21 protein-coding genes are annotated in these 24,039 nt (G+C 43.9%); 4 read left to right on the top strand and 17 right to left on the bottom strand.

Annotated elements, in window-relative coordinates:
- Positions 1 to 14 precede the first annotated feature (14 nt).
- The 16 genes from ACKI5J_RS12625 to ACKI5J_RS12550 all read right to left on the bottom strand — a co-directional run bounded on the left by ACKI5J_RS12625 (position 15) and on the right by ACKI5J_RS12550 (position 19,481).
- Entirely contained in the window at positions 15 to 1,598 is a 1,584-nt protein-coding gene (locus ACKI5J_RS12625) for a RagB/SusD family nutrient uptake outer membrane protein (RefSeq protein ID WP_407429832.1), read from the bottom strand.
- Between the two features lie 41 nt (positions 1,599 to 1,639).
- Positions 1,640 to 4,888 carry a SusC/RagA family TonB-linked outer membrane protein gene (locus ACKI5J_RS12620; RefSeq protein ID WP_407429831.1) on the bottom strand — a complete coding sequence of 1,083 codons (3,249 nt, stop codon included), beginning with the start codon at positions 4,886 to 4,888 and terminating at the stop codon, positions 1,640 to 1,642.
- Between the two features lie 116 nt (positions 4,889 to 5,004).
- On the bottom strand, positions 5,005 to 5,757 hold the full coding sequence (locus ACKI5J_RS12615; protein ID WP_407429830.1) for an SDR family NAD(P)-dependent oxidoreductase: 753 nt from the start codon (positions 5,755 to 5,757) through the stop codon (positions 5,005 to 5,007).
- A gap of 8 nt (positions 5,758 to 5,765) precedes the next feature.
- Positions 5,766 to 7,043 carry an MFS transporter gene (locus ACKI5J_RS12610; protein ID WP_407429829.1) on the bottom strand — a complete coding sequence of 426 codons (1,278 nt, stop codon included), beginning with the start codon at positions 7,041 to 7,043 and terminating at the stop codon, positions 5,766 to 5,768.
- Positions 7,044 to 7,054: 11 nt separating this feature from the next.
- A complete protein-coding gene (locus ACKI5J_RS12605) occupies positions 7,055 to 7,942 on the bottom strand; it encodes an alpha/beta hydrolase fold domain-containing protein (protein WP_407429828.1) in 888 nt (295 codons plus the stop codon).
- 32 nt (positions 7,943 to 7,974) lie between these two features.
- On the bottom strand, positions 7,975 to 8,310 hold the full coding sequence (locus ACKI5J_RS12600; protein ID WP_407429827.1) for a cupin domain-containing protein: 336 nt from the start codon (positions 8,308 to 8,310) through the stop codon (positions 7,975 to 7,977).
- Between the two features lies 1 nt (position 8,311).
- Positions 8,312 to 10,450, bottom strand: a complete 2,139-nt coding sequence (locus ACKI5J_RS12595) for a heparinase II/III family protein (protein WP_407429826.1) — start codon at positions 10,448 to 10,450, stop codon at positions 8,312 to 8,314.
- Positions 10,451 to 10,512: 62 nt separating this feature from the next.
- Positions 10,513 to 11,238 (bottom strand): FadR/GntR family transcriptional regulator, encoded by a 726-nt coding sequence (locus ACKI5J_RS12590; RefSeq protein WP_407429825.1) that lies wholly within the window; start codon positions 11,236 to 11,238, stop codon positions 10,513 to 10,515.
- A 114-nt stretch (positions 11,239 to 11,352) separates the two neighbouring features.
- Positions 11,353 to 12,726 (bottom strand): serine hydrolase, encoded by a 1,374-nt coding sequence (locus ACKI5J_RS12585; RefSeq protein ID WP_407429824.1) that lies wholly within the window; start codon positions 12,724 to 12,726, stop codon positions 11,353 to 11,355.
- A 184-nt stretch (positions 12,727 to 12,910) separates the two neighbouring features.
- Positions 12,911 to 13,453 carry a helix-turn-helix domain-containing protein gene (locus ACKI5J_RS12580; protein WP_407429823.1) on the bottom strand — a complete coding sequence of 181 codons (543 nt, stop codon included), beginning with the start codon at positions 13,451 to 13,453 and terminating at the stop codon, positions 12,911 to 12,913.
- Positions 13,454 to 13,516: 63 nt separating this feature from the next.
- Positions 13,517 to 14,863 (bottom strand): hypothetical protein, encoded by a 1,347-nt coding sequence (locus tag ACKI5J_RS12575; protein WP_407429822.1) that lies wholly within the window; start codon positions 14,861 to 14,863, stop codon positions 13,517 to 13,519.
- A 29-nt stretch (positions 14,864 to 14,892) separates the two neighbouring features.
- Positions 14,893 to 16,473 carry a glycoside hydrolase family 28 protein gene (locus ACKI5J_RS12570; RefSeq protein WP_407429821.1) on the bottom strand — a complete coding sequence of 527 codons (1,581 nt, stop codon included), beginning with the start codon at positions 16,471 to 16,473 and terminating at the stop codon, positions 14,893 to 14,895.
- 122 nt (positions 16,474 to 16,595) lie between these two features.
- Complete coding sequence (locus ACKI5J_RS12565; protein ID WP_407429820.1) at positions 16,596 to 17,129, bottom strand: ExbD/TolR family protein; 534 nt, start codon at positions 17,127 to 17,129, stop codon at positions 16,596 to 16,598.
- Positions 17,130 to 17,228: 99 nt separating this feature from the next.
- Positions 17,229 to 17,555, bottom strand: a complete 327-nt coding sequence (locus tag ACKI5J_RS12560) for a DUF6122 family protein (protein ID WP_407429819.1) — start codon at positions 17,553 to 17,555, stop codon at positions 17,229 to 17,231.
- A gap of 60 nt (positions 17,556 to 17,615) precedes the next feature.
- Positions 17,616 to 18,227, bottom strand: coding sequence for a class I SAM-dependent methyltransferase (locus tag ACKI5J_RS12555; RefSeq protein WP_407429818.1), 612 nt, complete (start codon positions 18,225 to 18,227; stop codon positions 17,616 to 17,618).
- 51 nt (positions 18,228 to 18,278) lie between these two features.
- A complete protein-coding gene (locus ACKI5J_RS12550; RefSeq protein ID WP_407429817.1) occupies positions 18,279 to 19,481 on the bottom strand; it encodes an aminotransferase class V-fold PLP-dependent enzyme in 1,203 nt (400 codons plus the stop codon).
- A 131-nt stretch (positions 19,482 to 19,612) separates the two neighbouring features.
- Here ACKI5J_RS12550 and ACKI5J_RS12545 point away from each other — a divergent pair, with 131 nt between their 5' ends.
- The 3 genes from ACKI5J_RS12545 (at position 19,613) to ACKI5J_RS12535 (ending at position 22,228) form a co-directional block, all read left to right on the top strand.
- The gene (locus ACKI5J_RS12545; RefSeq protein WP_407429816.1) at positions 19,613 to 20,371 is read left to right on the top strand and encodes a hypothetical protein; all 759 of its coding nucleotides are present in this window, start codon (positions 19,613 to 19,615) and stop codon (positions 20,369 to 20,371) included.
- Between the two features lie 236 nt (positions 20,372 to 20,607).
- Positions 20,608 to 20,955, top strand: a complete 348-nt coding sequence (locus ACKI5J_RS12540; RefSeq protein ID WP_407429815.1) for a YciI family protein — start codon at positions 20,608 to 20,610, stop codon at positions 20,953 to 20,955.
- On the top strand, positions 20,945 to 22,228 hold the full coding sequence (locus tag ACKI5J_RS12535; RefSeq protein WP_407429814.1) for an RNA polymerase sigma factor: 1,284 nt from the start codon (positions 20,945 to 20,947) through the stop codon (positions 22,226 to 22,228). The genes ACKI5J_RS12540 and ACKI5J_RS12535 overlap by 11 nt, the downstream gene beginning before the upstream one ends.
- A gap of 14 nt (positions 22,229 to 22,242) precedes the next feature.
- On the opposite strand, the gene ACKI5J_RS12530 is transcribed toward ACKI5J_RS12535, so the two are convergent.
- Positions 22,243 to 23,202 (bottom strand): methylenetetrahydrofolate reductase, encoded by a 960-nt coding sequence (locus ACKI5J_RS12530; protein WP_407429813.1) that lies wholly within the window; start codon positions 23,200 to 23,202, stop codon positions 22,243 to 22,245.
- A 320-nt stretch (positions 23,203 to 23,522) separates the two neighbouring features.
- Here ACKI5J_RS12530 and ACKI5J_RS12525 point away from each other — a divergent pair, with 320 nt between their 5' ends.
- Positions 23,523 to 23,984: an Lrp/AsnC family transcriptional regulator gene (locus tag ACKI5J_RS12525; RefSeq protein WP_407429812.1), complete on the top strand. Its 462-nt coding sequence runs from the start codon at positions 23,523 to 23,525 to the stop codon at positions 23,982 to 23,984.
- Positions 23,985 to 24,039 lie beyond the last annotated feature (55 nt).

Raw genomic sequence — 24,039 nt, 5'->3', positions numbered from 1 at the left:
GATCTTTCTAACGGTTAGTAACCCTGATTCTGAATGATTAAAATTTCCTCATTGGTGTCTATCTCTCTCTGAGGTATAGGTAGCAGAAGGCGTTCAGGCGTTGCTTTAGCTTGTAGTTCCTCTAGAGTAAGCGTATAACGCTTATAGTGAGATTCAAATTCCTCAGCATAATAATTCCGAATGACCTCAATTGCCTTTCCGGTCCTGACCAGATCAAAGAACCGTTGGTTTTCGAAAGCCAGTTCTAGACGTCGCTCTTCGAGCAAGGCATTGAGAAAAGCTTCAGAACTCGTAATAGCGTGCGTATCTGCTCCTGATGTCGGATACAGATATAAACCTGTATTGAAATCGCCCGAAGAATAGGGAATTCCTCCTGCGCGCTGCCTTACCTGATTAATTAAGCTCATCGCCAAACCATCCGGTCCGTCGAAGCCTAAAGCTTCGGCTTTCATTAACAGAATGTCGGCATACCGCAGTACGGGAAAGTCATTCTCAGCATCGTTTTCTATCAATACCGCAGAAATAAACTTTTTGGAATACAATAAAGCGTTATAGGCGCCTATATTTACTGCTTTACGCTGATCGACAGCCCCCGGCGCGGATGTTCTGTAGGCCTGGGACAGGCTGGTAGTAGGATAGTTATGTCCCATTCCATCACCATTAACTACCGCATTCCCACTGTTCAAGGGTGCAAAATAGTTCGCCATATAATTTCCTAAACCTAGTCCACCAGACTTATAGCGCACCGAAAATAGGATCTCTTTATTCATTTCATTGTTGATTGAAAATACACTGGCGTAAGAATTTTCCAACCCATAGCCACTGTTTTGAATAATATCATCCAATAGTGGCAACGCTTCACCATTTCTGCCAAGCGTCAAAAAAACTTTTGCAAGTAACCCTTTCGCAGCCCAAGTTGTCGCCCTTCCCTGATTGGCATTACTTATTTGTTCATATTTGATCCTGGGAAGGCGGCTTTCCGCAGCCTTTAGGTCAGCAATGATGAGTGCGTAGCAATCCTGAACTGAAGAACGATTAACTTGCTTAGCAATCTTTGGATCAACGGGGTCAGTGATCAGAAACACACCTCCATATAGCCTAACCAAGTTAAAATAGTGGTATGCCCTTAAGAATAGAGCTTCACCTGATAGTTGGTCTCTCTGCTCTTCAGTCATGCTTGCGACTCTTTCTCCGAACTCAAGCTGACCCTTTGCATAGCTTACACCCAGATTCTCCAACACATAATTAATGCTGCGGATATTCTTATATACGCTTATCCAATAGTTGTACACATGTGCATGAGTAGAATTGAGCTCATAAGTATCCATATGGAGAAGTAGTACATTTTCTGATGATGAACTGTTGATCACGTTTACTTTAACATTATCGGTACGCAGATCAGTCATCCTCCACTCATTGAGCAAAGGAGCCTGAAGTCCGTTATACGCTCCCGTCAGTGCTGCATTTACTTCGTTATAGTTGCGATAAAAATTATCAACGCCTTCATTTGATATAGGCTCAACGTCGATAATTTTCTGGCATGAGCTTAGTCCGAAAATCAGAAAGGCGCCTGCTATTAAATAGTAATATGGTTTCATTGCGATCGTTTTTAAATGATAATAAGCTGCTTTGACCATGATTAAAAGTTTAGGTCAACACCAAAAGTGAATGTCCGGCTGATGGGAAAAGCACCTCGCTGGTAGCCAGTTACAAGTGGGGAACTATACTGATTGCTGGTCGTGAGTGCTTCAGGATTGATACCCCGATAAGAGTCGCCGGTTAGGTAAAGCAGATTGTCGATCGACCCATATACTCTCAGCCCACGCAGACCTGTTTTGGCTGTTAAACTTCTAGGTAAAGTATATCCGAGGATGACATTTCTGATAGAGGCATATGATGCATTTTCAATAACATAGTCTGTAAGCATCCAGTTCTCACCATTTGTATAATAGGGTGTCTTGCCATCTCCAGGATTAGCGGCACTTAGCCAGCGATTCCTGGTAAAATTGATATTATAGCGTTTGTTCTCGTTGTAGTTCGCATCTCCATTTATCACCTTGGCTCCCTGCACCCCCTGGAAGAGAATATTAAGATCAAAGTTTTTCAATTTAAACGAATTGGTCAGCCCCCAGGTAAAGTCCGGAAATGGAGTACCCAGTGATGTCCGGTCTGCTTCATTTATGATGTCGTCACCATTGACATCTACAAATTTTAGTCCCCCCGTAGAGAAATACCGGGATAAATTTGTAGTAAGTCCGTTGGCCTTTGCCTCATCAATCTGGGTCTGAGACGTCCACACACCATCCGTTTTATAACCAAAGTATTGAATAGCTGGCTTACCTACGATAGCTGCATAGACTTCGTTTCTTTCTCCGTAGTTGTACTGGTAAGATTCGCCCCCCAAACTGAGCAGTTTATTCTTGTTGGCTGAAAGGTTTAAAGCTGTCTTCCATTCAAACTTTTTACTAGCGATATTGATCGAATTTAAATCAATTTCAATACCTCTGTTACGCACTCGCCCTGCATTGTTCCAGAACTCAAATGAGCCGCTGAAGGACATGGTTGATTCTTTAAACAACAACTGATCAGTAACTTTATCGTAGAAATCAACAGAGAGAGATAGGCGGTTATGGTTAAAACCTGCATCTATGCCGGCATTGTACTCGAAAGTGCGTTCCCATGTAATGGCCGGATTAGCTAAGACGTCACTATTCGGTGCCAAGCCCTGGTTAACAGTTCCATTTCCTGATCCAAAGGAATAATTTCCAGGATACAACAGGTTTTGGTACGCAAAACTTTGAATGCGATTATTCCCTGTAGCACCATAACTCAAACGAAGCTTTAAATCACTTATCCATTCAGACTTTTTAAGGAAAGCCTCATCTTTGATCCTCCAGCCGGCGGATACAGACGGAAACCAACCATACTGGTGACCTTTGTTGAAATATGTGCTCCCGTCTGTACGCAAACTGGTTGAAAGCAGATACTTACCCTTGTAATCATATGTAATCCTTCCCAGGTACGAAATAAGGCCAACCGGCTCCTTCAAGGTATAAGTCAGGCTTTGATCAATCTGCGCCGCCTGATTAAGTGTCTCGAACTCCTCTGTAGGAAAGTTATAGCCAACCATATTCGACTGGGTGGTACTCGTCTTTTGAGCCGTATATCCTAATAGTCCTGAAAAACTGTGCTCGCCTTTCTTAACATTGTAATTAAGCGTATTCTCCCATAGATAATCAATCAACTTGCGAGTAGCAACCGTGGCTTCGTTAATTTGCCCGTCGCCTCTGGAATTACTTTGCACAAATGTGTTATTTTCCTGGTAAGTCACATACCCGCCAAGCGAAGTCTTAAAAACCAGATTCGGAAGCAGATTAACGGAAAGATCACCGCCTCCTAGCATCCTGTATGTCTCTGAAGCTCTGCTTTCCCGTGACGCAATTGATACAGGGGTGTTGTTTGATGAAGACCAGGGAATCACATTATTCTCCTCGAAAAGAGAACCATCAGGCATGGTGCCTTTGTAATTTAAGTTGCTAAAGTGACGGGGCTGCGCAAAATCACCTGCCCTGATCCCTGCCCATTGCGGGTTTTGGTTGACAAAAGCTGCAGTGAACTCATTATGATATACCGGTATAAAAGAAGCAAAGCGGTAGTAATCTGTATAATTTACTGCAGGACGCTTCAAATCCGTATATGAGGGATTGAAGTTTAGACTGAAACTAACCTTTTTTCCGAGATTTCCATCGATTTTTGCCTTTACATTAAATCGGTTATTCTCGCTGAACTTCATGATGCCCTCATCTTTTTGCATATTACTGGAGATGTAATACCGCAAGTCCTTCTTACCACCTGACACACCGAATTGAATGTTATAGATGCCCGCATTTTGCAATCCCTCTTTCTGCCAGTCTGTACTCTCACCGTTTATTTGATTTTCAATAATGTAAGATGCCTGCTCTGTAGCATTGATCAGGTTGCGGCGGTTCGCAGGCACTGTTGGGTCGTTCGCCCTTAACGCAGCTTCTGCATACATCATTTCTGTATACGCCGTGAATGTCATATAGGGGCTCAACTCATAAGCCTCTTTGATACCTGTATAGGCCTTGATGGAATATTTGGGCTTATCAGATTGACCTCTTTTGGTAGTGACGAGAATTACACCGTTTGCTCCCCTTGATCCATATATTGCGGCGGATGCAGCATCTTTAAGAACTTCTATAGATGCTACATCCTGTGAGTTTACAAAAGCCAGCCCGTCAGGAACCGGGTAGCCATCTACCACTACCAGCGGTTCTGAATTCGCACTGATTGAATTTAAGCCTCTCACCCTGATCTGCGGAGTCCCGCCTGCCTCAGGATCGACATTTTGAATTGTGACCCCTGCAAGTTTACCCACAAGAGCATTATCCAAACGTGATGCAGGAATCTCATCAAGGTTCTCATTCTGAAGCTTAGTTACAGACCCTGTGATATGCGACTTTTTTACGGCACCATAGCCTATTACGACAACTTCATCCAATGATTTCGCATCGTCGTCCAGAGAAGCGTCAATTTTTTTGCGACGATTAACAGGGATTTCCCTCGTCTTAAATCCCAGAAAGCTGAATACCAATGTACCATTTCCCGGGACGTTATTGATGCTATACTGGCCGCTACCGTTGCTTACAACACCATTTCTGGTACCTTTCACCAGGATACTTACGCCGGGAAGTGGTTCTCCTTTGAAGTCGGTTACGGTACCTGTAACTGTTAATGTTTGACCCGCTGCCTCTCCGGTCTCGTTTACTGACGAGCTAAAGATGTTTAAACTCCAGAGCAACGTGAATCCGAATAATAGCAGGGACTTTCCAGTTCTGCGAAAGGAAAAGGATATTGATTCGATCATTTCATTTAATTTAGTGGTTTCAGCATGATGCCCTATTCATGCTAATCGGTTAGTGAGGCTGGTTAGACCTCGAAATTGGTTAACTAATCCCGGCATATTATACCGGGAAATGTAGTTTAGGAAAACGCAAGTCCCCCGTTGATATCGATATTTGTTCCGGTCAGGAAGCTCGACTCACTAGAAGCCAGATACGCAACCAGATCGGCAACTTCCCCGGCTGTCCCCTCTCTCCTTAATGCGGTGGCATTACAAATATTCTGACGTATCTGCGGCGTACTGTGTACATCGTGAAAAGTGGTTGAAATCACCCCCGGAGCCAATGAGTTCACTCTGATACCCTGTGGTCCCAGTTCCTTCGCCAGAGATCGGGTATAAGTCATCACAGCGCCCTTTGCCGCGGCGTAAACGCTGGCTCCAGGCCCCCCGCCATCCCTTGCGGCAAGTGAAGAAAAATTGATCAAAGTAGCCCCCTCCCGCATATAAGGCACTACTGCTCTGGAGACAAGGAACACCGACTTAAAATTTAGATCAACCAGAAAGTCAAAAAAGGATTCCTCCATCTCTACAAGCTTTTTTCTACCGACAAGGCCGCCTGCAACATTAACGAGTATATGGATCTCCTCACCAAACGCTTCAATCGTTTTCTTAACCAACTGATCGGCGTCTGCAGCTTTTGTCATGTCTCCATAAGCAATGATGCACTCACCGTTCTCGGCTCTAATCAGCTCGGCTGTTTCATGAGCTTTCTGCTCATCATCGAAGTAATTGATTACCACTTTTGCTCCCTCGCGGGCTAATTGGCATGAAATAGCTCTTCCTAGGTCTCTCGCACCGCCTGTAACAACGGCAACTTTGTTTTTTAAACGCATGATATATTTTATTTGATAATTTTTGAACTAATGAATTTTACTGACAGCCATGCCAGCGGAACCAGTACCGCTCCAAGCACGAAAAAGGAGACATAACTGGTTTGTGTAATGATCGGCACAGACCATGTTGTGAATAAAGTACCAACTACAGCTGCAGTGCCGCCCATACCTGCCACAGTACCCACATTCTTACCGTCGAAATAATCACTCGGAAGAGTTTGCAGGTTTCCGATAAGAAACTGAAAACCAAATAGCGTAAGCCCGATCAGACCCATAGCCAGATAAGGGTTGTCTTTCAGCTCGCTCAGCCAAAACAGTATAGCAAGCAACCCTATAAGCATTAATACGGAACCGGTAGTAATTGCCCTTTTGCGGGCAATTTCGGGTTTTACACCCTGCCTGATTAGCCTTGACGAATAGAATCCTCCGGCTAAACTTCCAATGGCCGCAAATAAATACGGTACCCAGGTAAACGCACCGATCTGTTTGATGTCGAACAAAAATTGCTCTTTTAAAAATGTGGGTAGCCAGGTGACAAAAAGCCACCATACAGGATCAATAAAGAAGCGTCCTAATACGATCCCCCAGGTACTCCTGTAAGAAAGCAACTCTTTCCAGCTCAAGGGCTTCACGTCATGGTCGATTTCTTTTGCTATACTGTCCGACAGTATATGCTCCTGCTCTTCTCTGGTAATCCATGGATGTTTATCGGGTGTCGATTTATTGACAAGAAGCCATGGAATCAACCATATAATACCGAGACCGCCAATTACGAAAAATGTCGCCTTCCATCCGATGGCCATGTAAAGGATAGCAATAATTGGAGCTGAGACTACTGAACCCAGAGATGCTCCTGCTCCGAATATACCCTGAGCAATGGCTCGCTCCTTTGCTGGAAACCACTCTGCATTACTCTTAGTGGCGCCAGGCCAGTTTCCTGCTTCAAAGAAGCCAAGCAAAAACCGAAAAATACTAAAAGCGAATATTGATCTGGCCAATGCGTGTAAGGCGATGGAAATACTCCAGCCGGCAATAGAGACGGCCATACCCAGACGGGTCCCGATACCATCCATCAGTTTTCCCGTTGACGTCTGCCCGATAGCATAGGCAAGCATAAAGAAAGTTGTGATGAGTGCAAGGGTACTCTTGTTGTCTACGTCACTGATCCCGAACTCCTGATAAATGTATGGCCACATTATATTAATTGCACTCCGGTCGATATAATTGATGACCGTCGCAAAACCTATAAGAAGAATAATATACCATCTTAAACCGTGAACCTTCATATCTGTTAAGGTTATTTATGAATGCCTAGGCTTTTAAGGAATGCCATAATACCCGCATTTACTTCCGAATTTTTATCGGCAGGAAACTTTCCATGCTGGCCACCTTCTACAGTAATGAATTCGGTTCTCACGCCAGCTTCAACAAACTTCTTATGCAGTGCGATTGACTGTTCGTAAGGGACAATAGGGTCCGCATTACCATGAACGATAAAGGTAGGCGGACTTGTTTTCTTTACATGGTTTATTGGACTAACAGATTTAACAAAAGCCTCATCTTTCGCTTTCTCGCCCAGCCACCATGTAGCAGATTTACTCGTTTTGTATGGCCCGTAAGCCCACTGCCAAACATTGGCCACACCATATTTATCGATGATAGCGGCAACCTTGACATCTTCAAACCCTCTGCAATTCTGATCGAACTGATGATCATTCTCTAGTAATCCGGCCATCAGCGCAAGATGTCCTCCGGCAGATCCGCCCATAACGACGATCTTGTCAGGATCGATGTTATGCTGTTTTGAGTTTTTAATCAGATAGATTAGCGCACACCGGGCATCTTCAACGGCAGCAGGTGCCGGTGCCACTTGAACCAGGCGGTACGCGATATTAGCCACAGCATATCCCTTTTTAAAGAAACTACTGAAGCCCGTCTGAGATTCCTTACTCCCTTTATTCCACCCACCTCCGTGTATATTAATCAGCAAGGGAGCTGGACCCTTGTCTTTAGATGGTAGATATAAATCCAACTTTCCTTCCCAGCCATTCACCTTTGTATATACGACGTTGAGTTGCTCGGTGTATCCAGCAGGGTATTGTACTTTCTTATAGGTAACAGCATCCTGCGCCCTGGATGAAATTCCCAGAAACATCAATGCGCATAGGCCTAATATCCTTTTCATATTCTTGCTTTAATTGGTTAAGAAAATTTGGTTTATAGAAAATCTTCACGGTGCGGACTGAATACATCTATCAGCACACCGGGTTCAAGACAGACACAGCCATGTACTTCATTTGGTGGAATATAGTATCCGTCGCCCTTTCTAACGGTCTTCTTCTGGTCACCAATCGTCATCTCAAATACCCCGCTATCAACATAAGTAACCTGCGAATGATAATGCTCATGAAGCTGGCCAACCGCTCCTTTATCAAATTTTGCCTTTACCAGCATGATTTTATCATCGTAGCCGTAGATCTGTCTGTGAATACCATTTCCCAGATCCTGCCATGGTGTATCGTTTTCGAATTGAAATAAAGTTCCTTGTAGCATATTATTGATTGATTTGAATGAAATTATTTTTATCCTGATAGTTTACCTTAATGGTATACAATCTATCGTTTAGCTTGAAACTGAAGGAGGTCTGCATGGAATCAGATTTTATAATAGAAACCGCTGCAACAGAGCTCTTCGCACCTGTCGTTACCTCAGCGCGGGGGTCGGTCCCCCCATGATTTTCGGTAAGTGAAACGAAAGTCTGGTTTGTTGACTGTGGCTGGGAAAGAATAAATGCCTTACTCTCTACCAGATTCAGCTCCGGATCGTTGGCTCCAAGGGATACCAGCTTAATTTGAAGGGGAGTCCCTGTCGCAAAAGTCGTTGTGTAGAACTGATTAGCATTAAGAACGGTAACATAACCATTTCCTCTGTCGATATTGGACTGGCTATTCAGCCATATATGTTGGTAGCCGAACCGCTCACCCAATGCCTGTAAGTTGTTTGTTTTAGCATGTATCTTAAAAGAGGCATCAACAACGTGACCTTTATACCAAAAAGGAAGATCATATTGGTGGGCTGTTTCAGATCGTGCTTGAACGATATCGACTAGCAATGGCTTATTTAGTCCGTCAAGCCGGATCAATGCTGTCGTACGGCGCATAGCGACACCAGGGTATGCGTTATTTTCTTCGGCGCTAACAACCTGAATTTCATCCTTAACATCGAAGTGAATGAGTCGCGGATAATGTTTTTCAGCCTCTTTCAGGTTCGCCTTAAATGCTGAGGTTTGATCAACAACCAATGTATTATGGGCAACGGTTTGCTTCGCCCACGTGGTGTTCTCTTTCAGATAACCGCCACCACCTTTTGTTTCAATGTTGATGAAGCGTGCCGCACCGTAGTCTGGGAATACTTCACCTCCATTGTCGTAATAAAGAATGTTGAGTCTGTCAAAGTGTCCATGCCCCAATCCCTGGGATGCGGCTTTAAACACCAAGCACTGCTGACTTTTGCTTTCCCGGCCCCGGAGAATACCAAGTCCCCCTTCTTTTCCACTTTTACCATCACCAATCCACTGAGAGCGATAACTAAAATCCTTGACTTTACCCACATATATATCCCTGGCAACCTGTAGTCCGGCATCCGAAACCACCACCTTCTTCTGTCTCCGCGCAATCGATAACAAGCCCGGATCCCCTCCCATATCAGCGTACGCAATATCTACACCGTAAACCAGCTCCTCTGACTCAAATGTCTTTTCCTTAATCGCATCATTGATCGGGAAAAACACGCCGTTTGTATATGTCCCTTGCAAAGCAGTGTTCACGGCCTTTTTGAGCAACCCGTTTCTGTAGTTATAAATATTAAGCTCCGGCTGATATTGTTGTATTGCTTTCGCGAAGACAATAAAAGGCATAATCGCATAACGTTGATAATAGAAGCCCTCGGTATAATACCCATCTGGTGAAAAAAGCTGATCAATCTGAGCAAAAAAACCAGACTTTCCTTGTTTATCAGATCCTTTTAAGGCCATATCCACGTATTCCTGCCTGCCCATAACATACCCGGTCAAGCCAACAGCCGCCACCGCCCAGGTGCCATGGTTATGGATTCTGTTAAATGTTTCGTAAGAGTCTGCTGTGATATATTTCAAGACGGGGAGAAAGAGATCATTTTCGATGGTCTTCCTGTCCCTTGCGGAAAGAGCATCATACACCAAATCGTAGCCTTGGATCACGTGTACCTGCCATACACAGTCGTTCAGGTTTTGCCAGAAGATTCTTCCTGGAGGGTTACTCGGATTGCTCTTCGGGTGAAAGGGCCATTTCTTGTATTGCTTAGCATAGATTAAGAGAATATCTCTCACATAATCCGCATACTTCAGATCCTGGCTGAGCTGATAGGCAACGCCGCATGCTAAAATACGTTGATAATTCTTTTTATGCTGCTCATGTGTGATTCCTCCGCCGCCATCTCTGGGAACTGGCACCTGTATCGCTGCATTCACAGCGAGATCGGCTTCTTTTAAAACTTCAGAGTAAGAATCTTTTAACAAAGGATACTTCTGCAAACCCTCTCTTACAGAAGCCACATTTTCTTTGCTAAGCATGATATTAGGATGCTTCTGTGCATGCAACAGATCGGGAAAATAAAGGCAAAGGCTTACAATTACCACTTTTTTTAAGTAGTTCATAGTTTAAAATTAGGCGGTTAGGAAATGCTGCCAATCAAGACAGCTTTGTTTTTAACTCTCTATCATTTCGGCTTATTTTTAAATCCGGATCTGCTTATCGTGAGAATCTCACTTAGGTGACTGGCCATTGCCTTGTCTGCCATATCCGGATCAGACAGTGTAATCGCCTCCATGATTTCCATGTGCTCACGTACGGCAATTTTTTCCCGATTCTCACCGCAGATCTTATTTTCAGTAATGTTCTTTATCAGATCCGGAATAAGATTGAGGATCATGGATTCTATCACAGAGTTCTTGGTAGCTTTGGCGATTGCCACATGGAAAAGCATATCCTCTTCCACTGCATTACCGCCACTTTTCACTTTAGCTTCGTAATCATACATCGCCTTCTGAATTATTACAAGATCTTCATCGGTCCTGCGTTCGGCGGCCAGACGAATAGCATCGCGTTCCAAATAAAATCTGGCCTCCACCAATGCACTGAAATCATCCTTATTGAAATTGATAATGTCAGTTATTAAGCTATCGATGACTTTAATGCTTAACCCGGATACATATGTACCGCTTTGGGGATTCGTTTTCAGCAGCCCGTAAAACTCGAGCTTAAGTATCGCCTCTCTTACATAGCTTCTGCCCACAGCAAACCTTTCTGAAAGAACGCGCTCAGCAGGCAATCTGTCGCCTGGCTTAAGTTGACCGGAGACGATTAAATTTTTAAGTTGTCGGATAATCTTGTCGACGGGATTCTCGACCTCTATGGCTTGAATGGTATCAATTAATTCCTTCATATTGGTTGACCAAATATTGGTTGACCAAATATTGAATATATAATTGATTACACAAAATATTTTTTGAAATAAATCAAATCGCCAACCGGATATCGGTTATTGAGGTAAAACGCCTCATCTTTTCCCCCACAACTCCTTACCCAAATAAAGGTAGTGAGTAAGCATGCCTTCATATATTTTCATCGCATTATCCCCGTTCAGGAAAAGTACATATCCGTTTTTCGATTTCGGAAACATGACAGCTAAAGTACTGACCCCCGGATCTTTCCCGGTATGCAATAATGCATACTCTCCATTACTGAAGTTCGTTAGTTTTTCCCATCCGAGGCCAAAGTAGTCACCTTTACCTGTTTGGACCTGACTCTTATGCATCTCTTTTAGAAGCGCTTCAGACAGCCCAGCTCCACTCACAACATAGGCGAGGAACTTACTATAGTCTTCTACTGTTGTCAAAAGGTTGGCAGCTGCATTAGCATGATAGTACTTCGCTACAGGGATAACATTACCAGAAGTATCAAAGTTCCTGGCATATCTACTCTCGTCCATCGTCTTGTCCCACCAGAAGCGGGTATCATTCATTCCTGCCGGTTGAAAAAGATACTCACGCGCAAGCTCTTCTATGCTTTTCTTAAGTTTAGATTCAACCGCTTTTCTCAGATACTCATAACCCTCTCCCGAATATTGGTAACTGCTACCGGGTTCGAACTCAAACGCAAGCTTTTTGGAATCTTTCATATAGCGCCAGTTAGGAAAGCCAGTTTGATGGCTAAGAATAATTTTCGGCGTCAGTTTCCGGTACCGCATGTCACCTTCAAGGTCAGGATCTACCCAATACTTATATAATGGTTCATTTAAATCAAGCAATCCATTCTGAACAAGTCTTAACGTTGTTAAAGCCATAATCGGTTTGGTCAAAGACGCAACCTTGAAGATTGTATTTGCAGGAGCTGTAGTTTTCCCATCGAGCGTCCCGTAGACCTCTATTCTCGTTACCTTACCTCCATCAATAATACCCAGGCCCAGAGCCGGGACATGATTATCCTCCAGCATTTGCATGACCCCGCTCGTTTTTCCTGCATTTGCTTCGGGGTCCTGATGGTCGTAGCTTAGTACATCACTCAGTTTCCAAACACTGCTTTCAAGCAACCATACCGAGGTGAATTTCGCAGTGTTCGTCCATACATCATCTTTCCCGGTTTCCCGAATATAGAAGTAATGGATTCCCGACTGGATGGCTCCGTATAAAACACCATCGTTATAGAGGGGATAAACAGTGAGACTTGCCTCGTCCACCTTTCTGATCGGCTTCCTGTTCGGATTCGAGCAGATATTGTTCCGCATATTTTGAAAAAACAATTCTCGATCCTGGGAACCACCCTTATCGTGATAAAACCTCAGATCCTTAGCAATAGTCTTTTCGAGATAGCCGAAATCACATTGGTTGAACCCTCTCTCAAAGAAAACGCTATCTTGTTTCTTCAGTTCCATAAATAGCGCTGATTTTCGGCTTATTTGTGCCAGGCAATTTTGGTAGCAGTAAAAAAGAATTACTGTTCCGACCAATAGGTACTTTGTCATGTGTTTTTTTTACAAAGTTCTCTGATCTTTGAAATTTTACATCAAAATCAAGCCGCCAATAACCCGACAAACTGCCGCCATTTGCTTCAAAACGCTATATTATACTAAATGGCAGTTTTATGCGAAGCGATTTGTTCTTGTCAAGTCCTGCTGTATTAATCAGGATGATACAGATGTTCGACAAGACAATTAGCACCATAACAACCAGAATAAATATACTTCCGTTGGGAAATATATTTTTAGAAAGAGCGCTAAGCATGAAAACTATTGCCGATGATATGGTCCACATGATTTGAACAGATACAATTTGCTTGGCGATGGGATGAAATTGCTTACTGAAGAACATAATCAAAAGGGGCAGTAATATGCTTGCGAATGGAATGAACGTAACCGGCAATGAAGAAAGATTTATAATCTTCAGCAGAGTGTAGTTGGTCCTGTCAACAACTTCTACATCTTCGGACACAAGCTCTTTTTGGTCAACTTCAAGAGCCTTGGCCAATGCCTTCAACGTGTATCCCCTCGGTTCTTTTCCTGCCTCGATACGCTGGATGGTTCTGACGGAAACTCCCGACCTTTCAGCCAATTCTTCCTGAGTCAAGTTTGATTTTTCCCTGAGTTCCAACAGTATTGACATTTGCTTTTTTGAATATGAATGTGGCTACGAAGAGGATAATTATTGTCCCAAAGTTTTTTACGTCTACCTTCTCCTGAGCCACTCCTCTGGCACCGGAACAATACAGATATTCATCGATCTGTTATCGTCTGAAAGCATTGCCGACTGTATCTGTATCTTTGTCCCATCAGGACTGAAAGTTGGATGAATATGGTCTGCCGCAGTCGTTTTATGCCCCCCGCTAAGTTTTATAATCTCCCCTGTCGTCCTGTCAATCAAATAAAGATCCCTTGCAAAATCATCTCCAACGGCGAAACGTCCATCAGACGATCCGCTGACATGCCACAACCCGCTTCCCGATTTCGTTTGTCCAGCAATTTGAACCTCTCTGGTTCTGATATTAACTATTGCCAGGCCTGTAGGTTTCTCCCGAGTGCCTGAAGGCCCCCAATCCGCTTCCTGCCCGGGGTTAGCACCTCCTACCGCTGTACCTGCATTAGCCGGACCCGCTGTGCCCGCAATTTTCCTGTGCCCCATAATAGCAAAGGCAACTTCGTCCTTTGTAATAACCGCTTCATGCGTGACCCATTCGGTAGGTGCTTCGGGATACAGAGGTCTTAATCCTTTACCATCTGCATTTACTATCCACATTCGCTGAGGTGACTTCCCGCCGGTTTCCCAACAAAAAACAATTTCGCCCGCAACCCATGGATTGGTCTGAATATGCCCAACTTGAAAAGGCACAGAAACCACATGCTTCATCTGGCCGGTTTTAACGTTCATAGCTCCTATACCAGAAGGGCCCGCACCCATTTTTCTTGGACCAAAAGCCGGTTCTATTTTAGTCCCCGCAGCAAGATGTCTGGCAGCTTCCTCCCTACCAACTCTAAAATAGAGCCACTCCTCCTCCCCATCCAGTGCCATATCACCTCCTGCACCGAGTTCTGCAGGAGTAACACCACATACCCGTTGATAGGCAGACGCAGCCTGCATCTTGCCTGATCGGCTATCTGCAAAGACTTTGGCGAGATTAACTTCCACTATTTCGAGCGATCCTTTCGGACGGTTTGAAATGCTTCTCATGAAATACAGTTTCATCGATTTTCTGGCGATATTAAGCATCCCGGTATAGCCCCCTTCTGTCACCTGAACCATATCGCCCGTTTTTTCATGAACAGCTATAGCTTCTCCGTTGGCCCGGTTTGAACGAAATATCAGCCACTCACCGTCTGAGGTCCATTGGTTATGAGTCTGGTATATTTTGTTATCACCTGCTGGCGTGCTCGTAAGAAAGGTAAGCATCGTGCCTGTCACTGGATCTTTAACTATTTTTCGTTCAGAAGGGAAGCGCCTGCCAATCTGGGACATCACAGACGGACTTACTGCCAGAAGCAGGACAAAAGCTGTTACATATTTTATTAAACCTGTCATAAAAATCGGATTATCTCGGTGATATTTGCTTAACTCTGCCCACGCCTTGGAACCGGATCAGGCACTGTGGCTGGTTGCGCTTCTTTCCTGATCTTGTCCTTAGGGATGGATCCTACGGGAAAAATACTGATATCTCTTGTTCCTCGGTGGACAACCACTGGTCTTCCGGCAGGTGTCTGCGCTTTGAAATTGTTGAGGCTAATACCCTTGACGTCTTCAAGTATCATAGCAGGCCTGGTCTCCTCGCCCATATAACTTATTTCCACATTATTCATTTCTATGTTCCGCACATGGCGAATGAAAAACCCATACGAGGGCATAACACCAAAGCGTTGTGGTTCAGGATAGTCTTTAGAAAATTCAGGCACAGCTGTCTGGATCTGCACTAGTGGCGAATCTATGGGTCGGTAATAAATCCGGATATTGCTGAGCTTAATGTCTTCTATATCATTTCCAGGTATTCCCGCAATGATCGAAGAAAAGTGCGAATCCGCATTATATGCGACAAGGTTCGAAATACTTACCCGGCGGAGCTTTCCGGGAGGTGTGCCGGCAGGACCCCGCATACGCGCACCCAGGCGAAGGAATATCGGCGAATTGGTCAGGTCTTTCATTACCATATTGCTGATGGCTACGTCTTCCAGCACCCCTCCGTCAACCGTCTCCAGCGCTAGACCCCGGCAATACTGAAACAAACAGTTGGTGATCGTAATGTTCTTGAAGCCTCCGTTAGCTTCCGTACCAAACTTAATACGTCCTGTAGGTCCTTGTCTGTCTGGTACCATACCCGCTTCGTTCTTCTGGTAAGTTCCATTAATGAGCGTCCCACGGTCAAAACCACTTACCTGGCAATTGGCTATTGTTACATTTTCTGTTGCGCGAGCAAAACCGAGGGCATAAGAACTCTTCAGGCAGATCCCATCGTCCCAGGGCGAGTTTACCGTACAGTTGGTAATACGGACATTCCGGCAGCAATCAATATCCATCCCGTCTCGATTCGTATCGATTTTCAGATTATCAATCGTCAGATTGTCTACTCCGGTTGCCAGGATACCAAAATGGCCGCCGTAAAGGATTGTAAAATCTCTCAGAATAACGTTGCGACATAGCTTTAATGCGATGGCTTTGTTCCCCTGGCCGGGACGCGGAACGTTCTTAGTGAGTCCCTTGCCATAAATAGTTCCGGGACCAAGGATAGAGACATTCTCCAGACCAATCCCCCATATTAAGCTGTTCTGCCAATGACTATGACCGAAATCCTGGAATTTATCGTGCTCATTGGGTTCGGCGGGATCATAGCCAGCGCCATTTGGAACTGGGTCAGCCGCCAGAATCGTAGCACCCTGGTCTATGTACAGGCTGATATTACTTTTTAGGTGAATGGAATGTGTGGCATACGTGCCTGCGGGAAAGTAGACAGTGCCACCTCCAGACCGCGCAGCTGCATCTATCGCTTTGTTTATTGGCTGAGTGTCAAGCGTTTTACCGTCACCACTAGCGCCGAAATCACGAACATTAATGCCAGCTTGTAAGTTTTCCGCCCGGGACGCTGCATCAACCGCACAACAAATGAAGACAGCAAGCAGGCAGGTTCTTAAGATCAGGTTCATATATTCAATATCGGTTTGCAGGGGCAATATAAAAGTCTGAAATTGAAATATACCGTTTTTTGTAAAAACCTTTTACCCTTTGTCCAAAAAAAGCAGAATACCATCTATTAATTTCGTGCCGCTTAGTAAATCTTAATTTCCTTCATTACAGCCAGCTCATCCGAAGAAATATCGACAATGGAGTATGTATTGACATTCGTAATCGTCAGCTCGTCAATGATGTCCACCAAATTTTTATAACTTGACTTATCACTAGGTTTAATTAAGACGATCAAACCCTTCTTAATGTCGCCTGTAGCTCGCAAAACCTCTTGCGATTGTTGCAACAAGACCTCTCGGATCTCCTTACTCTTAGTGCTGATGACGCTGGGCGAAATAATAGGATTTTCAATAGTTCCACGATGCCATTCTAACTTATCATCTTTCCCAAGACAAATAGTTACTGTACGCTCATCAGAGATTTCTAAGACGCCACCTCCCTGATCGGGCATAGCAACATCCATTGCTACAGGTTTCGCCAGAGTTGTTGTTAACATAAAAAAGGTTATCAGCAGAAACATCAAATCCACCATGGGCGTCATGTCTACACGTGCTGAATATCGGGAACGTTTAACTCTTCCTGAGCCAGGTTCCACCTTGTTGTTTAAATCTGCCATAGCCTTTAGTTTTCTTAGTGGATGTGGATACAGCAGCCTTTCCACATAAAGGTTCAGGACTTTTTTGGCTCTATTTCGGGCTTTTACCAACCTTCAACCCTACCACATACAATCCTGCCAATCAGTAAACATGTGAAAAAGCAACCCAACAGCAACTATTCTTGTTTTAGGAAAAAATAGCAGTACAAAATATAAACCTATAGCATAGTATGAGTGTAAAGGATGAAACCCGATACTACATCTACCCGGATTAAAAATCGGATTAGCCAACAGATGATCCAGATCCACCAGCATGGTCATAATCATGAAGAGCCAGGCTTCTTTCCACTTACTGTTAAAAAACAAAAATGCGATTGCACCGGGAACAAGGAAGTGGAGACTATAGTGAACGATAGCCTGCCATGAAAGGCCAAAGGCAGTAATCATATACGCAATGAATATTAATGCTATTATTTATAAATCCTCGGAAGCTTCGGCATAACTTCCCTAATTTTTTTGCAAGCACCACGTGGTCATGCACCGTAAATTTTGCACATTAGTGGTTTTTATAGGTTCGTGCAACCGGCCGTTAAGCCTGTGGGTATACTGAAGAAGCATGTCCTGGTTTACCAGAAAACGTTCGCTCCCGTCGGGCAGTAGATAACGACCATTTCCCCGACTACAGATCAACGCTTCAATACCTATGTCCGACGCAATTCTCGCAAACAAATAACCGCCGGGTTTGAGCACCCGCCACATTGAACGAATCATATTATCAAAATGTTCAGGACTTTCTGCGAAGTGCAATACCGCACTGCTAATTACCAGGTCAAAATAATTATCAGTAAAAGGCAGGTTTTCAGCAGAAGCATTCAGAAAATTCTCTTCAGCATGCTCAGGGGCCAGTCTTCCTGATAATTCTACAGCCGCAGATACTGCATCCGCATCTTTATCAATGCCATACACGTCGAAGCCGTTCCTTAAGAAATAAATCAGATTTCGTCCGCTGCCGCAACCCGCGTCGAGCACCCTTTCACAACTATCATAAGTACCTTTAAGCAGCTGGTCGAGCAGGTAGATATCTATATTTCCGTAAAGTCGCTGAAGTTCAGATCCCATCGATCAAAAATAATCATTCATTCACAATCATACGTTTTATCTTTTGAAGCACTATCCTTTCTGTTCTATTATCGTCGAAAGCTCTCTGCAAAACATAACTATCTCTCCCTCTGTGTTGTAATAATGAACAGAGGCACGAACTACCGTGTCCAGACCACTCTTCTCCATATACAGCGGCGTCGCCTGCGAAGCACCAATAGAAACGTTGATCCCGAGGGCACCCAGCTTAAGCTTTACAGCTGAACTGTCCATACCTTTGACCGAAAAAGTGATAAGACCACTCAGCTTCTCACCGGAATCCCGCATGATAACCCCTGGGATGTCTGCAAGCTTCTTTCTCATCACCGAAGACAAAAACTCGATCCTGTTCCATATCCGATCTATCCCTACATGAAGTGCGTAATCAACCGCCTTGCCAAGGCCAAGGACAAGACCACGATTCTTCTCGTATAATTCAAACCGGCGGGCATCTTGTCTCAAGTTATAACCCGACAGAGATACGTTTGCAGCAGCGAAGGAATCCAGAAATAACGGTTTTAACTCATCCTGAATGGCACGTTTAACAAACAAAAAACCTGTCCCCCGGGGAGCCCTGAGATACTTACGTCCGGTCACCGAGAGCATATCACATTTAATTTTCCTCACATCCAACGGAAGCTGTCCTGCGCTCTGGCAGGCATCAACCAGATAGAGTATATTATGTCTTTCCGCTATCTCCCCGATTTTTTCCACAGGCAAAACTCCTCCGCCCGAAGAGGAAATATGAGTGATCGCTATCAGCTTTGTCTTAGGCGATACCGCTTTCTCTAACTCATCCAGGGGAAAGTTGCCTCGTTCGTCGTTTGAGATAACTTTCAGCATAACTCCGTTTGCCTTATGCGCATCGACCAGGCCGATGAGGTTGGTTACATACTCCATTTCACTCGTGATGATTTCATCACCGCGTTGGAAAGATACACCTCTGAATGCGGTAAGCCAGGCGGAACTGGCATTTTCAAACAATGCAATTTCATCATCCTCTGCATTAATTAACTTCGCGATACTCGTATATACGTCGCCTATTTGCTTCGCATACATGACTTCTGCCTCGTAGCCCCCAAGCAGCGCTTCTTCTCTTAAGTAACTGACGACCGTGTCGACCACCACATCTGGTGGCAGAGCAGCTCCAGCGTTATTAAAATGGATGCGTTCAGCACATCCTTTCGTTTGCGAACGAAGTATCACAATTTCTGCCTTCAGTAGTTTAAGTTTCATAGGTTATTAATTGTTACCCCAAAAATAGCTATTGAGATTATGTCCAATATCGCTCACTGCCAGCTTTTCTGCTAAATTAAAGTTTCACGGTTACTTGAAATGACTATTTTGGTCCAATCAAAATTTGTATAATGAATTATCGTTTGTTGCTAACTTCAGCAATTTTCAGCATGATGATGTCATGCTCCAAAGACAATAGCCCTCAACAGGAGATTTTAACTCCCGGAAGCTTTGCCGATGTGAATACACTTAACATTTTACCTGCCGAATTGTATACACAGAAAGGGAAAATCGCCAATCAACAAGAAGTTATGCATTTCGTAAATAAAAAAGGATTATCTAACACATTTTTCATTTACGGGCTCACTACTCTTTACCAAGACACCGATCTTACACTGGTTATCAATGACGACAATACAGCAGTGATACAAGGTAACATTCCTCAAAATTCTTTCCGTGCTGTCATCAGCGATTACAAAAATGGACAATTTATCATCACTGGAACAGACAGCATCACATCGATGATAGGCAACCCTGGTTTCCCCTCAGGGTACGTGAGGGACCCTTACTCAATGAGCACATGTGGAACCGATCTGCACATCGGCTTATTGTCAACTTCAAAGACCTGTGTCCCTGTCCAGGTCTTTCATGACACTTACACCCAGCGCTGCAGCTATACTCCGATAGCCGCTGTTGAAGTGCAAGATGCCAATATGGTTTTTATTCCGACGCTCTCCTATTATTTTACTCAGGGCATTGCTGGCGAGAGGTGTACCTTCGGCCTGTATAATTCCTGGAACACCCTAAATCCGGAATTTTACAAACAGCTTTCTGCAGGCGACACAGTATTGGTTCAAAGAAAGCAGATTATCTTGAAGAAAACAACTTAGCTCTATCGCTGGAAGTATAAAGTCAAGCCGTTAGTCAAGATATTTCCCTGGAAGATTGATCTCTACTGAAAACACCTGATCAAATATATTAACAAATCTATTTGATGGAAGTAAATTCACCGCTGCTTGTTCCCCGCCAATGCTGGAGAAGAAAATATTTACTAAAATCCCTGTCCCCAAAAGCTCCGGTCGATTGTCATAGCAGAACAATAGATAAATGTTTAAATTTAAAAGTTATGAAAGAATTTTTAATGCTCATCCGTGAGGATGCTAATTATGGTGACCTGTCAATGGAAGAAATGCAGGAATGCGTGGAGAAGCACATTCAATGGGTGAACGGCCTGATAGAAAAAGATCAGTTCAGAGAGGCTAATCCGCTAGATGCCGGAGGCGCATACATCAGGGGAAAGGAAAAGATCGTGACAGACGGTCCTTATATTGAAAGTAAGGAATGTATCAGCGGCTATTACATACTAAAGGCCAGCTCGCTCGAAGATGCCCTCAATATTGCAAAAACTTGCCCCGATCTGGAATATGACCGGAGAACCGTTGAAATAAGAGAGATTACACAACTTGAAGAATAACAGTAAGCATACAACAATTAGCGCAGGTCAAATAGCTGCACATCATTTCCGCGATCACTATGGAATGATGGTAGCTGCTTTGACCCGCGTTTATGGATTATCGAAGCTGGATAGTGTGATGGACGCTGTACAGGACGCATTTGAAACGGCCGTCAGCAAGTGGCAATTTTCAGGCGTCCCGGATAACCCTTCAGCTTGGCTGATGAAAGTCGCTCGCAACAAGCTAATCAACATGCTGAAGCGCGAATCAAGACTTCAATACGTTGATCCAATGCTTACGGCACTTGATGTTCCTGAACCCGAAGCTACATCAGCGATAACTTTAAATGATGAGGAGATATCCGATAGCCAGCTACACCTTCTGCTGGCTTGCTGTAACCCTGCTATCAGTCAACGAAACCAGATCGCCCTTACACTTCATGTGCTTTGCGCTTTCGGTACTCCTGAAATTGCGAACGCACTGCTGATGTCTCATGTGGCAGTTAAAAAGGCGATCGGCAGAAGCAAAAGTATGCTTAGGAACACCCGAGTCGTGTTCGGCGGACAAACAAAACCGCAATTATGGGCACAGACGGAGATGGTTCATTCCATCCTCTATTTAATGTTCAATGAAGGGTATAAGGCTACCCGCGGCAGTGCAGGCATCAACAAGGACCTCTGTTATGAGGCAATCAGACTAACAAAGATACTACTCTCAGGATCAGGTGATAATCTGGAAACAAATGCCTTGCTCTCCCTCATGTTCTTCCACGTGTCCAGATTCCCTGCCCGGCTATCCGGAACACAAGAGTGGCTGCCCCTCGAACAACAGAACAGAAGTTTGTGGGACCGCGCTTTTATAGCTGAGGGTATTTACTACCTGAATAAAGCAACTGGCCCCAACCGTCCATCTAAGTTCTACCTTGAGGCACTAATCGCCTCTATTCATTGCCTGAGTAGGGATTTCAGTCAAACCGACTGGCAGAAGATTAGCAGCTTATACAGCCACCTGCAGATCCTGGAACCAGATTCCTGTCTGGTCAGGTTGAATCGTATAATTGCAGATAGTTACCTTACCGACCCTAAACCATTGATATCCGAGCTTGAATCGATCGATACAATAATCGGCGAGAAACATCAATTTGCCCTGCTGACCACTAAGGCATATCTATACGAGAAGGCGAAAACTAACGATGAAGCCATCAAGATCTATCAGCAAGCACTTATTCATGCCGGGTCAAAGCAGGATAAAACGTTTATCCGGAAGAAGCTGAATGAATTTATGAGCAGTTAATTATCCCATCCAACTTAAAGCGAGTTAACAAGGGATTTAGATACAGTTCTCAAACCTTTCTTCGTTAACATTTTACCTATTTCATTGACCATATATATTGATGCTTCAATTTCATCTTTTCTGATCGCCACACTTTCGACGTTAAATCCGAAGGGGACACATCGATCTGCGCAAAAAGCTGTCAGTTCCGAGGCAATGTTCAGGCAAAGTTCAACCGATCTTTCCAGCATATTATCGGTATTTTTCAGTTCCTCCTTAAGTTCTTCCGGAATATGAATACCCAACCACTCCATAAACTGCAGGGTTTTCAGGGAGCCACAGGCTGTCAGCGTAAATATCATTGATGGTGGTAATTGCTGCTGCCCTCTACAGGTCTGGCAGAGGTCTTCAACAACCTTCTTGGCGAATTCAACATTAAAAATGCACTGGGAAACAAAATAGGATACCCCGCATGCGGCCTTGTCCAATATCCGCTTATCTTCATCCTGTAGAACGGAGTGTCTTTCGGGAATAGTTACCGCACCGATCACGGAGGTGTCTATGTGCTTTTGCCATAGCTGATAGGCTTCAGGAAGTGTCGTTTTTACCGGAAATTCTGGCGAGGGTACACCCACGAATACAGGATAGCACTCATGTCTCCCCAATTTATCCAGCCATTCCGTTAATTCATGTTTTGAGAATTTTCCGGCCGGACGGTATATCACTTTGGGAACTTTAAGATCACACAAGTATTCGCTAGCAAAAGCGAACGGATCCAACGCATTTAAAAAAGGGAAAGGCCGCTCCTCAGATGTGCGGGCGGACTCGTCTTGTACATCATATACAATCAACGCATCAATATCCAGGGGGATTAGCCTGGCCATTGTCTTTTCAGCGATCTCAGCGATACGCTCCGGAGAAGTTCCCGCTTTTGGCGGCGTAATTCCATAGGTCAAAATTCCGGATTTTCCGCTCTTGATCTGATCTAGAAACATAATTATAGGAGGTTACTGTTATATTATACTTTCAACATCGACTAGCAAAGATATCATTTCTTCCATACCGGGCGTGCGTGCTTCGCAGACGCATTCATACCGTACAGTACAGTTTCTTTGAAAGCCATCTGCTCTTTCATTAAAAAAAAACAATTTGACTTCGTTCAATTCTCGAACCATATTCTGAACAAAGCTAATAATAAGGTTGAATCGTCTTCTAAATACAAAATAACTAAGTATATTTAACTACTTTTATTAAAATTCATAGTATTTAATCCCTAAAACGCTCAATAAGGGGGACAGGTAAAGAAAATTATTCTATGCACGAACTGGACGAAACCGACATCCAACTTTTAAAGTTCCTGGGAGAGAACTCAAACCTGACTACGAAAGAATTGGCTGCCAAGGTTAACCTTTCTTCTTCTCCGGTATTTGAAAGGGTAAAGAGACTGGAGAGTAATGGTTTTATCCAAAAATATATCGCCCTAATTGACGCTGAAAAGCTGAATTATGGACTCATTGTTTTCTGTAATATCAAGCTTAAGCAACATGATAAAGCTGTAGGACGGCAGTTTGTGAGCGACATTCTTCAACTAAAAGAGGTAGTTGAATGCTACAATATTTCAGGGGATTTCGACTTTCTTCTTAAAGTGTATGCTAAAGACATGAAGCACTATCAGGACTTCGTCTTCAACAAGCTTGGATCGGTAAAGAGTATCGGTAGCACCCATAGTACCTTCGTGATGTGTGAAAACAAGAATACGCATAATATCAATCTTTAGCACTTTCAAATGCCCCTCATAACCTTAACTAAGCCATATAAATGATACTTATCCA

Source organism: Arcticibacter sp. (genome assembly GCF_045629565.1).
Classification (GTDB): domain Bacteria; phylum Bacteroidota; class Bacteroidia; order Sphingobacteriales; family Sphingobacteriaceae; genus Arcticibacter.
This window is presented reverse-complemented; position numbering and strand designations above follow the sequence as displayed.